The sequence below is a fragment of the Amycolatopsis sp. w19 genome, assembly GCF_051373225.1.
In the GTDB taxonomy this organism is placed as follows: Bacteria; Actinomycetota; Actinomycetes; order Mycobacteriales; family Pseudonocardiaceae; genus Amycolatopsis; species Amycolatopsis japonica.
On record NZ_JBPQFM010000002.1, the window covers coordinates 205,717 to 220,935 of the forward strand.

A 15,219-nucleotide genomic window follows, 5' to 3' on the forward strand; every position below is an offset into this window, starting at 1 on the left:
TGAACATATCGAAGTGTCAGGCGTTCGCGCGCCGAAGACGTTCAGCGGCCTGCGCACGAAGAGCGTCGTCGGCCTTCGGAGCCGTGCCGTGCAGGGCTTCCCAGCGGACGTCGTGCGCCGCCGTCCACAGGCTGGCCGCCCACGCGACTTCTTGCTCCTCCTCGGTGAACCGGCGCCCACGATGGTCTTGGTAGGCCGCCAGGAACGCGGCGGAACTCGCGATCGGCGGCAGCCTCGCGGGACCGGTCTTGGGGAACACGCCACTCGCGCCGCCCACCAGCGCCGCCTCCGGCTGCCAGGCCAGACTGTCCCAGTCGTGCACCGAGCACACCTGCGTGCCGTGCCAGCAGAGGTTCTGCGCCTCGAAGTCCGCGTGGCCCAGCACGCACGGCAGGCCCGCGGCCAGCAGCCGCTCGCGCGCCCGGCGCGCCGTGTCGACGACATACGCGGGCACCGCGCTCTGATCCAGTTCGTCGAGAGACCGGATCGACGGCCACACCCCGGGATCCCGGTGATCCCACCGCGACCAGCGCGGATTCGGCAACGGCGGCGGGACGGCCAAGCCGGCCAGCCCGGCCATCAACCGGGCGAACACCTCCGCGTAGCGCGCGGCGACGTCCGGCGAGTCGCCGGGCAGCAGCTCACCGCCGGGGCGGAACTCCTCGGCGTGCACGGCCAGCGCGCCGACACCGACCGGAGGCGTGAGCGGCCGCGGACACGGGAACCCCTTGTCCGCCAACCAGGTCTGCGCGGCGACACAGGACGCGGCCCGCCCGTCGTCCTCGCGCGCCTTCACCACGACGTCTTGTCCGTCCGCCAGCCGCAGGCCGAAGACCGTCGACATCGACCGCAGTTCGAACCGGACGCCGACGGGCTCGGCCCCCAAATGCTCCGCACACCAGACCGGCAGCCAGTCCGGTAGATCGTTCAACGCCACGAGGGGACTGTGCCAGGTTCGCCGTCCTCCCGCGCCCGGGTTTGCGCGTGAAGGCCTCCTTCCCTCGGCTGAGCCGAGGGAAGGAGGCCTTCACGCGCGGAACGAGACACGAACTCGCCCCGGACCAAGATCAACGGAGGATTGGAGACGTTGAGTGTCCCCAATCCTCCGTTGATCTTGGTCCGGAATCGACGAGCCTGTCGAGTGGGGAGGATTCCGGCCGTTGAACGTCCGGAATCCTCCCCACTCACTGATATCAGCCGCCAGCTATGCCCATATGGACATAACAGACCGTCGATTCGGCATTTGTGGCCTATGCCTCACGATGTCAGGCTTCTGCCCAATCGCCAGCAGCCGCGCTCGGCTGTCGCCCGACTCGATTGGGTTATCGCAGATGAACGCACCCGCGCCCCGCAAGATCGCCGCCGCCACCCTCGCCGGAACCACCCTTGAGTGGTACGACTTCTTCCTCTACGGCACCGCGTCCGCGCTGATCTTCAACAAGCAGTTCTTCCCCTCGCTCAGCCCCGCGGTCGGCACCCTCGCCGCTTTCAGCACCTTCGCCGTCGGCTTCATCGCCCGCCCGCTGGGCGGTCTGGTGTTCGGCCACTTCGGCGACCGGATCGGCCGCAAATCCACGCTGGTGGTCTCGCTGATGCTGATGGGCGTCGGGTCCACGTTGATCGGGTTGATCCCGAACTACCAGGCGATCGGTATCTGGGCCCCGATCCTGCTGGTCGCGATGCGGATCGTGCAGGGCATCGGGCTCGGCGGCGAAGGCGCGGGAGCGACGCTGATGTCGATGGAACACGCGCCGGCCGGCCAGCGGAACCGGTACGCCGGCTTCCCGCAGATGGGCACGCCGGCCGGGCTCGTGCTGGCGAATCTGCTGTTCCTCGGCAGCAGCGCGGTGATGCCCGCGAGCGCGTTCGCCGCCTGGGGCTGGCGGATCCCGTTCCTCCTGAGCTTCGTGCTGGTCGCGATCGGCCTGCTGATCCGGCTGCGGATCACCGAATCACCGTCGTTCACCAAGGCGGCGCAGAACGACAAGGTGGTCCGGTTCCCCCTCGGCGCGGCGTTCAAGGTCGGCTTCGGCAGGCTCGCGCTGACCCTGCTGGTCGGCGTGGCGAACTCGGCGGTCGCCTACGTGTTCATGGTCTTCACGCTCTCTTACGGGACCCAGAGCCTCCACTACGACCGGCAGTTCCTGATCCTCTCGGTGACCGGATCGGCGGTGCTGTGGTTCGCCACCATCCCGCTCTGGACGCGGATCGCCGACCGCCACGGCAGGCGCACCATGTTCGTCGCCGGATCGGCCGCGCTCCTGCTGTGGTGCCTCGCCTTCTTCCCGTTGCTGAACACCGGCAACACCGGGTTCGCGATGCTCGCGCTGGCGGGCATGGGCCTGGTCGTCCCGATCACCCACTGCGTGCAGGGCGCGATCATCGCGGACACCTTCCCGGTCAACGTCCGGTTCTCCGGGATGTCGCTGCTGCTGCAGGGCGGCGCGATCCTCGGCGGCGGGCTCGCCCCGATGATCGCCACCGCGGTGCTCAACTCCACCGGCTCGACCACCGGCATCACCTGGTATCTGGCCGCGATCTGCGGCGTCAGCATGGTCAGCGCGATGGCCCTGTTCCGCCTGGTCCCCTCCGGCGCCGCGGAATCCACAATGGACGGATCGCGCGACGAAAGCCACACCCTTCAACGCTCATCCGGGACCATCCTGTAAGTCAGGATGCACGCATCTCGACAGTGGAGGTTCCATGCCCAAGGGCTACTGGGTCAGCGTCTACCCCACCATCGCGGACCCCGAGGCGCTCGACGCCTACAACAAGCTGGCCGGCCGGGCCGTCAAGGCCGCGGGCGGGCGGACGTTCGCCCGCGGCGGCAGCCGGGTCGTCGCCCACGAAGCCGGGATCGCCGAGCGCGTCGTCCTGATCGAGTTCGACAGTTTCGAACAAGCGGTCGCCGCCTACGAGAGCGCGGCCTACCGGGAGGCGCTGGCCACACTCCCCGAAGGGTTCGAGCGCGACTTCCGCATCGTCGAAGGCCTCGACTGACGTTCTAGCCGACACCCGCGCCGGGAGGACCTCCCGGCGCGGGTTTTCTGCGTCCGCCCTGGTCGCACCCCGATCGCAGACCCGTCCGAACAAAATAGTCTGTTTAGACTATGCTGATCGGACTAGATCGGAGAAGCGCCCTTGCGAACCCTCACCATCCTCGGGCTGGCCGTGCTGCGACTGCTCAGCCGGCAACCCCAGCACCCCTACGAAGTCCGGCAGCGCCTGCGGGAAGAAGGACTCGATCACCTGATCAAGGTCACCCACGGCGCGCTCTATCACACGTTCGACGTGCTCGCGAAGGCCGAGCTGATCGAGACGGTCGAGACCACCCGCGAGGGCAAGCGTCCGGAGCGGACGGTCTACGCGATCACCGACGAAGGGCGCGAAGTCGCCCTCGAACGGCTACGGGAACTGCTTTCCACGCTCCAGCCGGAGTACCCGACCTACTGTGCCGCGCTCGCCTTCATGTCGTTGCTCCCCAAGGAGGACGCGGTCGCCCAGCTGGAGCGCCGGGCCGTGCTCCTGGAGGCGTCACTGGCGTCGGCGACGGCCGGGAGCGACGCGCTCGTCAAACGCGGCGTGGCGGCGATCGACATCGTCGAGATCCGGCATCTGCAAGCGCATCTGCGCGCCGACCTGGACCTGACACGCGCGATCGTCCAGGACATCCACGAAGGACGCCTGGATTGGCAGCCCGGCGAATCAGCGACCGAAGAGAAAGCGGACGGATGAGCAAACTGCGGGGGAATCCCTGGGCCGTGCTGGTGGCCCTCTGTCTCGGGTTCTTCATGACCTTGCTCGACACGACGGTCGTCGGCGTCGCGATTCCGAACATCGTCGAGCGGCTGGGCACGTCTTACAACGAGGTGCTCTGGGTCAGCAACTCCTACGTCCTGGTGCTGGCGGTCTTCCTGATCACCGGCGGCAGGCTCGGCGACATGTTCGGCAAACGCGGCGTCTACCTCGCCGGGGTCGCGGTGTTCACGCTGGCGTCCCTGCTGTGCGCGCTGGCGCGGGATCCCGGCCAGCTCATCGCGGCCCGCGCACTGCAAGGCCTCGGCGCCGCTTTGCTGATCCCCCAGACGATGTCGATCATCATGAGCATCTTCCCGCCGGAGCGGCGCGGAACCGCGCTCGGCGTCTGGGGCGCGGTGGCCGGCGTCGCCACCATCACCGGACCGCCGCTGGGCGGCTTCCTCGTCGGCGCGCTCGACTGGCGCTGGATCTTCACCCTCAACGTGCCGCTGGGGATCCTGATCCTGGTGTTCGCGCCGATGATCATTCCGGCCGGGGCGAAACCGCCTAGGACCGGCCGTTTCGACGTCCCCGGCGCGGCACTGGTCATCCTCGGCCTGTCCTGCTTGGCTTTCGGCCTGCAGGAAGGACAGCGCTACCACTGGGGGACGATCTGGTCCTTCGTGAGCATCCCGCTGCTGCTGGTGCTGGGCGTGGCCTTGCTGGTCGCGTTCGGCTTCACCCAGCGCAGGCCCGGCACGCGCGCGCCCATGGTGCCGTTCGCGCTGCTGACCAACCGTAATTTCAGCCTGATGAACGCCGGCGCCATCGGGCTGTCGGTCGGCATCATGAGCATGGCGATCGGCTTCCAGCTCTACGCGCAGTCGGTGCTGGGCTTCTCGGCGCTGGCCGCGGGCATGATCAGCCTGCCGATGTCGGCGATCTCCGTGGTGCTCGGCCCGTACGCGGGCAGGCTCGGCGACAAGGTGGGCGGCAAGCCGATCGTGGTCACCGGCCTGCTGCTGTTCGGTCTCGGCCTGCTGATCTTCTCTTTGACGTCCACTGTGGACAGTACGGTGTGGACACTGCTGCCCGCGATGATCGTGATGGGGCTCGGGCTCGGCGCGACGTTCGCACCACTGACCACGGTGGCCATGTACGACGTGCAGCCGATGATGGCGAGCTCGGCGGCCGGCGTGCTGAACGCGACGAGGCAGATCGGCGCGGTGCTCGGCACCGCCGGTTTCGGTGTGCTGCTGCAGAATCAGCTCGTCGGCAACCTGCTGACGCGCGCCGGGTCGGTGGCCGCGACGCTGCCTCCCGAGGTACGCGGGGAATTCGTCGACGGAGTACGGCGTGCCACCGGCAGTGGCCTGGACTTCGCCGAGCTGCAGGCGGGCACCGCGGTGCCGGTCCCGAGCGGGACCACCCCGGCGGTCGCCCGGCAGATCACGGCGGCGGCGAACGAGGTGTTCTCCGGCGGTTACGTCGCGGCGATGCACGGCGCGATGGTCCTGCCGATCACCGCCGTGCTCCTCGGCGCCGTCTGCGCACTGCTGGCCAAACGCAGGCGGCCACCGGCTCCGGCCGCACCGGACAGCACGGCGGAACAGCTGTCCGCCCCGGCGCTAGGGCAAAAAACCCCTCTTGACCTGGGGCAAGCGGCGAGACGATGCTGGGAGTCTTGTCTGCTTTTCCGGAGGGGAACCATGCGACGACTCTTCGTACTTCTCTGCGCCCTTTTCCTGCTCGCGACGGCCGTCCCCGCGGCGGCCGATACACCGTCCGATCCGGTTCCCGGCGAAAGACCCCCGCTGGGAATCACCTGGGCGACTGGGGATCCCTACTGCGTCTACCAATACAGCGAGAACGCCGTGAAGGCCGCGGCGGACCAGCTGGTCAGCTCGGGGCTGCGTGACGCCGGATACGAGTACGTCATGCTCGGCGACTGCTGGCAGGCGGCTCAGCGTGACGCCGACGGCAAGCTCACCGCCCGCGCCAGTTTCCCGTCGGGCATCCCGGCGCTGGTGGAGTACGTGCACTCGCGCGGGCTCAAGATCGGTTTCTACAGCGGTACGGGGGCGACGACCTGCAGCCGTCAGGCGGCGGGCTCGCTCGACCACGAAGACCTCGACGCCCAGACCTTCGCCGACTGGGGCGCGGATTACCTGCGCTACGACACCTGTTACAGCGTCAACGGTGACGCGCCCGCGCGGGTCAAGAAAATGGCGGACGCGATCAAGCGCACCGGCCGTCCGATCACCCTCGAAATCGACGACTACGACCGCGAGCAGAAGCCGTGGTTGTGGGCACGGGCGGCGGGCGCACAGATCTGGCGCACCTACAAGAACTCGACCACCAACTTCGGCTACTCGGCGAACAGTCTCGACAAGCAGTACGGACTCGACGGCTACAAGGGCCCGGGCGGCTGGAACATGCCGGGCCCGTTCACCTTCAGCTACCTCGACACCGCGGAGCGCCAAGCCAAACTCGGGCTGTGGGCGGTGCTCAACGCGCCACTGGTCGCCGACATGGCGCTGACGGCCGACATCACGCTTCCCGCCGCCGAGATGAGCAACCGCGACATCATCGCCGTCCAGCAGGACTGGGCGGGGGTCGCCGGGCACAAGGTCCGCGACACGGGCTGGACCGAGGTGTGGACGAAACCGATGTCCGACGGCTCGGCCGTCCTGGTGCTGTTCAACCGCGGCGAACTCGCCGCGCCGATCACCACCTCCGTTGCCGACGCCGGACTCCCCGCCGCGTCCGGATATCGCGTGCGCGACCTGTGGACGGGCGACGAGACCGTGACGACCGGCGCGCTCGGCGGCACTGTAGGGCGGCACGCCGCCACCGTGCTGCGGGTGTGGCCGACGAACGTGGCCGCCGCGCCGCGGACGTCGCTGACCGTCGGCCTGCCCGACTCCGTGCCGCCGTCCCAGCCGGTGACCACCACGGTCAAGTTCACCAACTCCGGCTCGACGCCGATCACCGGAGCCCACCTGCGCCTGACCGCGCCCGCGCAGTGGCAGTTCGACGGCCCCGCCGAAGCGACCACGGAGACCGTCGAACCGGGCGCCACCTGGGAGACCGCGGTGACGCTGCGCCCGGTTTCGACCGCGACCGAGCCGTTCAAGATGCCGGCCACGGTGACCTACACGACCGCGCAGGGCCCGCGGACCGCGACCGCGTCGGCCGAGTCGCCGCTCATGCTCGCGCCGAATCCGCCGTACAGCAACGGCTTGCTGAGCACCCAGCCGTGGATCTCCACGGAGAACGGCCTCGGCCCGGTGGAGCGGGACAGTATCGGCAACGGCCATCCGTTCACGATCAACGGAAAGGTCGAAACGCGCGGCGGGCTGGGGGCCCACGCGCCGTCGGTCGTGCGGTACTACCTCGGCGGCAAATGCAAGCAGTTCACCGCGACCGTCGGTGTCGACGACCGCGGGCCGAACGGGACACTCGGGTTCCGGGTGCTCGGTGACGGCGTCGAACTGGAGGCCACAGGGGACATGCGGCATGGGGACGCCACGCAGCGTCTGGTCGTGCCGCTGACGGGCGTGCAGGTGCTCGCGCTCGCCGTGGACGACGCCGGCGACGGCTCGGCCGATGACTGGGGTGACTGGGTGATGCCGTACATCAGCTGCTGAGCCTCTGGTGGCAGGTCCGTGAAGGCCCCCTTGAGGGACTCTGGGTCCCTCAAGGGGGCCTTCACGGACCGGGCGACGACCGCCGGAAGGCGGCGCGATAGTCCCTGGGCCGCCGTCCCGTGTGCTTCGCGAAAAGAGCGGCGAACGTCCCCGGGTCCCGGTAGCCGACGGCGGCACAGATCCCGGCGACCGTGCGGTCCGTGGTCTCCAGGAGATGGCGGGCGCGCCGGACCCGTGAGGAATGCAGGTATTCGAGCGGGCTCTGCCCGGCTTCCGCCGCGAACCTCCGCAACATCGTCCGGGTGCTGACGTTGAACCGTCCGGCCAACGCGGCGAGGTCGTAGCGGGCGGCCAGGTTCTGGTCGAGCCATCGCATGACCGGGCGGGCGAACCCGTTGCCCGGCCTGGGAAGCAGCCGCGCGTCGACGTACGGCGTCTGCGATGACCGCGCGTCGTCGACCAGCGCCACCCGCGCCGTCTTCCGTGCCACTTCGGCACCGTTGTGTTCCCGGATCAGTCCGAGCGCGAAGTCGTACATGGCGCTGAAGGCCGCCGTCGTCGTGACTCCCCGGTCGGTGACGACGAGATGCTCTGGCTGGACCAGGGCTTCAGGACGACGCCGGGCCAGCTCGTCCGCGAAGAGCCACGAGGTGGTGACGCGGCGATGGTCGAGGAGCCCGGCCTCGGCGAGCAGGAACGCGCCGACGCAGATCGAGACGACGACGTTGCCCGCGGCCGCGTGGGCGCGGATCGCCTCGACCTCTCCAGCGAGACGCGCCAGCTTCGCGTCGATGTCCTGGCCGGGCATGTGCTCGAATCCCGGCACGACGAGGACGTCGACCTCGCGCAGCGGCGAGACGGTCAACGTGACACCGCCCGACGCGACGACACGGCGGCGGGGCGAGACGACGGAAACCTCGTACCCGGCATGGTCCGGGCCGGCGACGTACGTGGCCATGGTGAGCAGATCGGGAACACCGAAGACTTCGGACGCGAAGCAGCCCGGGTACGCCAGGACACCGACTCGCAACACGTGGCGAGATTACCCTGATATCCGGCGATCCGGCCCATTCCCTCGACCGCGGCCCTCGTCGAAGCTGCGGTCATGCGCGAACACTCCGATGATGCGATCGCCGACTTCTCCCACCGCCCGGTGGAGGTGGACGGCGTGACGAAGACCGTTCACGTCGCGGGTTCCGGCCCCGGCGTGGTGCTGATGCCGGAAATGCCCGGCATCAGTCCCGACGTCCTCCGGTTCGCGCGGTGGGTGCGAGACGCGGGGTTCACCGTTTACGTCCCCTCGCTCTTCGGGGTCGACGGTGCCTATCCCGCCGCCGAGGCAGGCGAAGAAGTGGTCCGCCGCGCCTGCGTCAGCGCCGAATTCCGGGCGTTCGCCGGAGGCGGCACCAGCCCCGTCACCCGGTGGCTGCGCGGGCTCGCGCGGATCGCCCACGCGGAATGCGGCGGTCCCGGCGTCGGCGCGATCGGCCTGTGCTTCACCGGCAACTTCGCGCTCACCATGGCGCTCGAACCCGCCGTGATCGCCCCCGTGGTCAACCACCCGTCACTGCCGCTGGACGACCCGGGCGGCCTCGAACTCGGCGACGATGACGCGGCCGCGCTCCGGGACCGGATCTCACGCGACGGACTGAAGGTGCTCGCCTATCGCTTCGAGGGCGACCGCTGGTGCACCGGACAGCGGTTCGCCGCGTACCAGGCTCTCCTCGGTGACGCCTTCGACGGGCGCGTCCTGCCGGACACCGCCGCGAACACCGACCCGCCGCCGTTCTTCCGTGACGTGGTCGGCAGCCCGCACAGCGTCGTGACCGCCCACTTCGTCGACGCCGAAGGCCACCCCACGGTGCGGGCCAGGGACGAGATCCTCGCGTTCCTCACCGAGCGCCTGTAGAAACGAACGGCCATGGCATCGAAAGGAGAACGACATGCGCCGAGCCGACGTCGCCGACCACAGCGCGATCGTCGACCGTGTCCAGCGGTGGTGGGGCGACTCGCGCACCCCCGCCGAAGCACGCGAACTCTCGCTGCTGCTGCCCAAGCTGTTCCTCCAGTTCTTCTCCAGGACGAGCCTGGTCCTGGAAGACGAAACCGGCATCAGGGCATTTCTTGTCGGCTTTCACGCCCCCGACAACGACTACGAGGCGTATATCCATTTTGTCGGCGTAGATCCCGAACTCCGCGGACAGGGGACGGCGCGCCGCCTGTACACGACCTTCTTCCGGCACGCCGCCGAGGAGGGCCGCACGGAGGTCCGCGCGATCACCTCCCCGGCGAACACCGGATCCATCGCCTTCCATCGCGCCATGGGGTTCACGCTCGAAACAGGCGACCGGGTGATCGACGGCCTTCCCGTGCACTGCGACTATGACGGCCCCGGCCAGGACCGGGTGTGCTTCTTCCGGAAGCTCACCGGCTAGCCGTAGATGGAGGCCGCCCATTCCGGGTGGTCGATGAACGGGTTGCGGTTGTGCTGGAACTGGTCGTAGATGACCTGGTTGCGGCGCTGCTCGGTGGCGTCGGGCGGGTCCTGGGTGTTCCAGGTCAGCAGTACCGAGAGCCGGCCGATGTTGGGCTTGGAGCCGTTGTCGACGGCGTCGTTGGGTTCGAGATCGGGGAAACCGTCGGTGCCGTCGTAGCGGACGGCCATATACAGGATCATGCGCGCCACGTCGCCCTTGACCGCGTCCCGCGGCTCGAACGAGTCGTCGTCGGTCAGGCTGCCGGGCGCCTCCTCGACCGGAGAGCCTCCGGCGTCGAAGTCCTTGTTCCCTCGGGTGCTGTTGACCGACGCGTCCTCCGCGCGCAGATGATGCAGGTCGGTCCCCGGCCCGACGGCCGTGCCGAAGTCGCCGTGCGACTTGGCCCAGACGTGTTCCCGGTTCCAGTCGTCGACTCCCCCGCCGTTGGCGGTCTTCGCCTGCGAACGGCCGCTGTAGAGCAGGACGACGTTCGCCTTGTTGGCCGGATCCTCGTCGGTGGCCCTGATCCCGTCCCACACCTGGTCGTAGGTCAGTTTCGTGTTGGTGCTGATGATCTTGTGCAACGCGGCCTTGAGTTCCGGGCCGGTCTTGCCCAGCGCGTCCTGGTAGTAGTCGTCACCCGACACCGGCCCCGCGAGAGACGGTGGCGCGAACGCGAGCCCCGCCGCGGCGCCGAGCGCGAGAACGAAGGAGATACGGCGGGTCGGCTGCATGCACAGTTCCTCTCCCCAGAGGCGCCTACCCGGATCGTCGTCCGCTCGACCACGGCCCCGGCAACGCACTAGTCAGCTAGTTGGAAAAATACTGTCATGTCTGTCAACACCCACTTTCGGCTGGTGACATCCGCTGCCGGTCACGCGACAATCGACGTTCTGATCGTGACTCACCGGAGGGCCGTGTGGCCGAGTTGAGCGAGCAGATCCGCGAGTGGGTCGTGGCACCGAACTTCTGGCATCTGGCCACGGTGAACCAGGACGGTTCGCCTCAGGTCTCCCCCATGTGGATCGACGTCGAAGGCGACTTCATCGTGTTCAACACCGCCATCGGCAGGGTGAAGGAGGAGAACCTGCGCCGCGATCCTCGTGTCTCGTTGTCATGCCTGGACACGGTCGACCCCTACGACCGGGTGGTGATCCACGGCCGGGCCGTCGAGTTCGTCGAAGGCGACGAAGCGGATCGCTGCATGGACCGGCTGGCGAAGAAATACGTCGGCACCGACCGGTTCGAATGGCGAATTCCCGGAGAACGGCGAGTGAAGGTTCTCGTCGAGCCGACCCGCGTCCGCCATGTCGTCGGGGTCGAGCCTTTCCGGCGGGGACGTCTCGGCTGAGGCGAGTCCTTTGTGGACGCATGCGCTGGTGGCACGTTGCGAAAGCCACTTTCGCAACGTTGAAGGTTGCGAAAGTGGCTTTCGCAACGCCGGCGCGAGGCTTTCGCGGCCGGATGCCGGTTCGAGACCAAGGCGACGCAACCGAATGACCCGTCCACTACGTCCTCGGCACATGAGATGGATCGCACTGTGCCTACTCCTGGTCCTGGCGGGATGCGGCGTCGGCACCGGACCCGGCGCAAGTCAGGTGAAACTGGAGGCCTTCGTGGAACTCGGCTCGGCCCCTCGGCCGGCGGGGTCGAAATCCGCGGAACTGGGGACGGCCGAGGGGCAGGAGTTCCAGCGCATCCTGGAAGGCGCCAAGGTCGCGAAACCGGACCAAGTCCGTGCCGCCTTGTCGTTCGCACCGGCGGCCGATCGGCGCGCCTTCGCCTTCGTCATGCCCGGTTGCGCCGAGGACGGCGCCGAACTGACCATCGAGCGCGACACGCTGAGGGCGGAACTCACCGGCGGCGAGAACGTCAATTGCGCTACCGCGAACTACTTCCTCACCGTCTTTTCCGTGGACCGCGACTCGATCCCGGCGGCACCGACGTTGATGCCGCGCTGATCCTGCGGCTACGCGACAGGATCAGGCAGCACCAGAGCCGTGTGCGCCGGACGTCCGGTGTCCGGCGCCGATGCGGTCAGGCCTCGAAGTCGGCTGTCGCGCCGCGCCAGGGCTTCGGCGGTGACCGGGAAGAGCGCCGCGTCGCCCACGCCGACCTGTGCTTGGTTCCGTTCGACGAATTCCCGCGTCTCCCGTTCGTAGGCGTCGAAAGCGCCGGTGGTGGCCAATGACCTGGCGAGCATGTAGGCCCCGACGAGTGCGAGGCTGGTGCCCTGTCCGGTCAGGAACGACGGCGCGTAGGCGGCGTCGCCGACCAAGCCGACCCGGTCTTGGGACCAGCGCGGCAGGTGGATCTGGCTGACGGTGTCGAAGAACAGGTCGTCCGCGTCGCGCAGGGCGCCGATCATGGCCGGGATCTCCCAGCCGTCGCCGTCGAAGGTCGCGGCGATCAGGTCACGTTGCGCGCCGGCATCGCGGAGTACCTCGTACGGCGGTTCAGGGCGGGCGGCGACCAGGAATCCGTGCACCTTGTCGCTTCCCTTGACCGCGTAGAGCGCCGCCCCTCGGCCGGGCGCGTTCCAGATCACGCCTTCCCGTGAGAGGCCGAATTCGTTGGGCATGGTGAATCCGGCGAAGCAATATCCCAGATAACGGTGGAATCGGTGCTCCGGGCCGAAAACGAGTTCCCGGGTGCGCGAGTGCAGGCCGTCGGCTCCCACCACCAGGTCGAACTCGCGCCGCGTTCCGCCGCGGAAGGTGACTTCGACGCCGTGTTCGTGTTCGGTGAGCGTCGCGATCGAATCGTCGAAGACGTATTCCACGTCGTCGCGGGTGGCTCCGTACAGGATTTCCGCCAGATCGCCCCGCCGCACCTCGACGTCGTCCCCATCGACCCCGCCGGTCACCGTCTGCGGATTCAGCGAAGTGACCTCGCCACCCTCGGCGTCGACGAAGGTCAGGGAACGCGTCTCGATACGTGCTTCCCGAAGCAGCGGCAGGATTCCCATCCGGCCGGCCACTTCCAACGCCGTGCCGCGGACGTCGATCGGATAGCCGCCGCCGCGCAACCCGCTCGCCTTTTCCACCACTGTCACGGAGAATCCGTGCCGTCGCAGCCAGAACGCGACCGCGGGACCGGCGATGCTCGCGCCGGAGACCAGAACTGTGCCCTTCATGGGTTTCCTCATTTCTCTCAGAGAGACGCCAGTACTTGTGTTTCCTTGCCGGAGCGCGACTTTCGCACCAGCAAGACGACGAGGACCGCGGCCATCGCGAAGGCGACGGAAGCGATCGCGATGTAGCTGAAGACGCCCGTTCCCGAGTTCACCGTTTCGCCGCCGACGGATACGGCGGTCGACTTGAGCACCGCGGCGCCCACGAAATCCAGGACCACCGAACCGATCGCGACGACGACCATCACCAGGCTGGAGACGATGCCCTGCCGTTCGGCGGGCGCCAGGCTGCCCGCCAGGTTGAAGCCGGAGGTCCCGAGCACGCCGACCGTGAAACCCAGCAGGAAGGCGAAGAACACGGCGACGGGGAACTGCGAGACACCGGCGAACATCCCGACGGTCCCCACGCTTCCGAGCGCGATTCCGCCCGCCAAGGTCATCGCCGGCCCGCCCCGGGTGGCGAGCACTCCGGCGACCGGGCCGCCGATCATGACGCCCACGCCGGGCGCCGCGAGCAGCAGCGCCAGCGCTCCCTGGCCGGCCAGTCCGTACCCGAGGCCCTGGTCCACTGAAACGTCGCTGACCAGGGGAATGAGCTGGAGCATGCTCTGGTAGGAGCCGGTGCTCAGCACGAGCACGAGCAACGTGAGCGCCAAGGGCGCCCCGATGTTCCGGATGTCGATCAGCGAATCGGGCCTGCGGCTCGAAACCAGGAGCCACCGCGACAACGCGGCGCCGCCACCGGCGAGCAGAACCAGCGGAGCGAAGGCGAGCCAGCCGAACTCCGAGCCGAGGCTGACGTAGGCGAGCACTCCGGCCAGGCCACCACCGAGAAGCAGCGCGCCTCCGACGTCGATCCGGCCCGGTGTCCTGACCACGGATTCGGGAATGACGCCACGCACGCAGATCGCCATCGCGATCGCGACGACGGCCGAGACGACGAACAAGATCTGGAAGCCGAACTCGGCGGCGAGTTTCTCAGTAAGGAACCGGGAACCGATGTTGAGCACCGCGGACCCCGAGGTCACGATGCCGACGACGACCATCGCGATCCGGGGCGCGCAGAGCTCGCGGACGATCGCGACGGAAAGGAACAACGCGGCCACGGCCGCACCCTGCAGCAGACGTCCGGGTACGAAGACCCACAGATTCGGTGCCACCGCGCAGACGAGCGCGCCCGCGCAGCTGAGCAGCAAGGTCAGTACGAGCACTTTGCGTTTGCCGTGCACGTCCGCGCTCTTGCCGAGCAGCGGCGCCCACATCACCCCCGCCAGCATCGCGCTGGCGTTGAGCCACGCCGTCTGATCGGTGCCGAAATGGTCGAGCATTTCCGGGAGGACGAGCAGCGGCGCGGTGATCGCCGTGTCGACCATGAAGTTGACGAGCACCAGGACCGCGACGAGGCCGACGAGCCGCCCGCTCCATCTGGTGTGTGGTCCTGCGCCGATCCTGCTCTCCTGCATGAAGACTCCTTGTGCGGGATTCAGGGAAAGGCGGCCCCCCCGCCTCAAAAACTACACTACACGGTGCAGTTTTCTGGAACTGAGAATACGATGAGAACATGGCGACCCCGCGAGCGACCGCGCGAACCCCGGGCAGGCGTCTGCAGGCCGAGGCCAAGCAGGCGGCGATCCTTGACGCCGCCGAGGCGTTGTTCGTGTCGGACGGCTACGAACTCACCAGCGTCGACGCGATCTCCGCACGGGCCGGGGTGTCCAAACGCACCGTCTACGACCACTTCGGCGACAAGCAGACCCTCTTCCGCGCTGTCCTCGGCCGTGCCAACGACGCCGTGGTCGCGACCGTGCGCAAGGCGATCGACGAGGAGCTCACCGAAGATCGCGACATCCGCGACGCGTTGCTCGGCTTCGCGCGGCGGGTGACGACCGGGATGTTCCCGACTTCGGACTACGCGACGTTCCGGCGGCTGGGTTCCCAGGCACCGGTGGCGCCGCGGTTGCCGGAAGCGGCACGTGACCAACCGGAACGGATGATGGAGGAACGGTTCGCGAAGTTCGCGGCGGACGGCAAGCTTCGGGTGAGTGACCCGCGACGTGCCATGCAGCATTTCGTCGCCCTGACCATGCGCCTCGTCCTCGACGTGACGGACGAGGACCAGACGGTGGGCAAGGCGGAGATCCTCGAGATCCTCACCGACGGGGTGGACGTGTTCCTGCGTGCCTACCGCTGACGCGCCTTGTCACCCTTGAGAGCTACCCGC

The 15,219-nt window shown here is 68.3% G+C and carries 14 protein-coding genes; 9 read left to right on the top strand and 5 right to left on the bottom strand.

The genetic code is table 11. The features are described from left to right. Nucleotides 1–16: 16 nt before the first annotated feature. Nucleotides 17–937 (bottom strand): phosphotransferase enzyme family protein, encoded by a 921-nt coding sequence (locus tag ACSMFO_RS05445; RefSeq protein WP_436457211.1) that lies wholly within the window; start codon nt 935–937, stop codon nt 17–19. A gap of 394 nt (nt 938–1,331) precedes the next feature. Between ACSMFO_RS05445 and ACSMFO_RS05450 the strand changes: the two genes are divergently transcribed. The 4 genes from ACSMFO_RS05450 (at nt 1,332) to ACSMFO_RS05465 (ending at nt 7,388) form a co-directional block, all read left to right on the top strand. Further along, on the top strand, nt 1,332–2,669 hold the full coding sequence (locus tag ACSMFO_RS05450; protein WP_436457212.1) for an MFS transporter: 1,338 nt from the start codon (nt 1,332–1,334) through the stop codon (nt 2,667–2,669). 34 nt (nt 2,670–2,703) lie between these two features. Then, nucleotides 2,704–3,000 (top strand): DUF1330 domain-containing protein, encoded by a 297-nt coding sequence (locus tag ACSMFO_RS05455; protein ID WP_436457213.1) that lies wholly within the window; start codon nt 2,704–2,706, stop codon nt 2,998–3,000. A gap of 141 nt (nt 3,001–3,141) precedes the next feature. Beyond that, nucleotides 3,142–3,735 carry a PadR family transcriptional regulator gene (locus ACSMFO_RS05460; RefSeq protein WP_436457214.1) on the top strand — a complete coding sequence of 198 codons (594 nt, stop codon included), beginning with the start codon at nt 3,142–3,144 and terminating at the stop codon, nt 3,733–3,735. Beyond that, entirely contained in the window at nt 3,732–7,388 is a 3,657-nt protein-coding gene (locus ACSMFO_RS05465) for a DHA2 family efflux MFS transporter permease subunit (protein ID WP_436457215.1), read from the top strand. The genes ACSMFO_RS05460 and ACSMFO_RS05465 overlap by 4 nt, the downstream gene beginning before the upstream one ends. Nucleotides 7,389–7,449: 61 nt before the next feature. Here the strand turns inward: ACSMFO_RS05465 and ACSMFO_RS05470 are convergent, their stop codons facing one another. Further along, complete coding sequence (locus ACSMFO_RS05470) at nt 7,450–8,421, bottom strand: GlxA family transcriptional regulator (protein ID WP_400564309.1); 972 nt, start codon at nt 8,419–8,421, stop codon at nt 7,450–7,452. A 135-nt stretch (nt 8,422–8,556) separates the two neighbouring features. Between ACSMFO_RS05470 and ACSMFO_RS05475 the strand changes: the two genes are divergently transcribed. Both ACSMFO_RS05475 and ACSMFO_RS05480 read left to right on the top strand, forming a co-directional pair. Then, a complete protein-coding gene (locus tag ACSMFO_RS05475) occupies nt 8,557–9,297 on the top strand; it encodes a dienelactone hydrolase family protein (RefSeq protein ID WP_436457216.1) in 741 nt (246 codons plus the stop codon). A 34-nt stretch (nt 9,298–9,331) separates the two neighbouring features. Further along, nucleotides 9,332–9,823 (top strand): N-acetyltransferase family protein, encoded by a 492-nt coding sequence (locus ACSMFO_RS05480; RefSeq protein WP_436457217.1) that lies wholly within the window; start codon nt 9,332–9,334, stop codon nt 9,821–9,823. Here ACSMFO_RS05480 and ACSMFO_RS05485 read toward each other — a convergent pair. Beyond that, nucleotides 9,820–10,599, bottom strand: coding sequence for an endonuclease I family protein (locus ACSMFO_RS05485; protein WP_073842268.1), 780 nt, complete (start codon nt 10,597–10,599; stop codon nt 9,820–9,822). The genes ACSMFO_RS05480 and ACSMFO_RS05485 overlap by 4 nt on opposite strands. Nucleotides 10,600–10,784: 185 nt before the next feature. On the opposite strand from ACSMFO_RS05485, the gene ACSMFO_RS05490 reads away from it, so the two are divergent. Together ACSMFO_RS05490 and ACSMFO_RS05495 are read left to right on the top strand one after the other, a co-directional pair. Beyond that, complete coding sequence (locus ACSMFO_RS05490; RefSeq protein WP_436457218.1) at nt 10,785–11,216, top strand: PPOX class F420-dependent oxidoreductase; 432 nt, start codon at nt 10,785–10,787, stop codon at nt 11,214–11,216. Between the two features lie 172 nt (nt 11,217–11,388). Continuing rightward, on the top strand, nt 11,389–11,826 hold the full coding sequence (locus ACSMFO_RS05495) for a hypothetical protein (protein WP_436457219.1): 438 nt from the start codon (nt 11,389–11,391) through the stop codon (nt 11,824–11,826). Between the two features lie 8 nt (nt 11,827–11,834). Here ACSMFO_RS05495 and ACSMFO_RS05500 read toward each other — a convergent pair whose 3' ends face one another. Continuing rightward, entirely contained in the window at nt 11,835–13,001 is a 1,167-nt protein-coding gene (locus ACSMFO_RS05500) for an FAD-dependent oxidoreductase (RefSeq protein WP_436457220.1), read from the bottom strand. A gap of 17 nt (nt 13,002–13,018) precedes the next feature. After that, nucleotides 13,019–14,461: an MFS transporter gene (locus tag ACSMFO_RS05505; RefSeq protein WP_436457221.1), complete on the bottom strand. Its 1,443-nt coding sequence runs from the start codon at nt 14,459–14,461 to the stop codon at nt 13,019–13,021. Between the two features lie 98 nt (nt 14,462–14,559). Between ACSMFO_RS05505 and ACSMFO_RS05510 the strand changes: the two genes are divergently transcribed. Next, entirely contained in the window at nt 14,560–15,189 is a 630-nt protein-coding gene (locus tag ACSMFO_RS05510; RefSeq protein WP_378418715.1) for a TetR/AcrR family transcriptional regulator, read from the top strand. Nucleotides 15,190–15,219 lie beyond the last annotated feature (30 nt).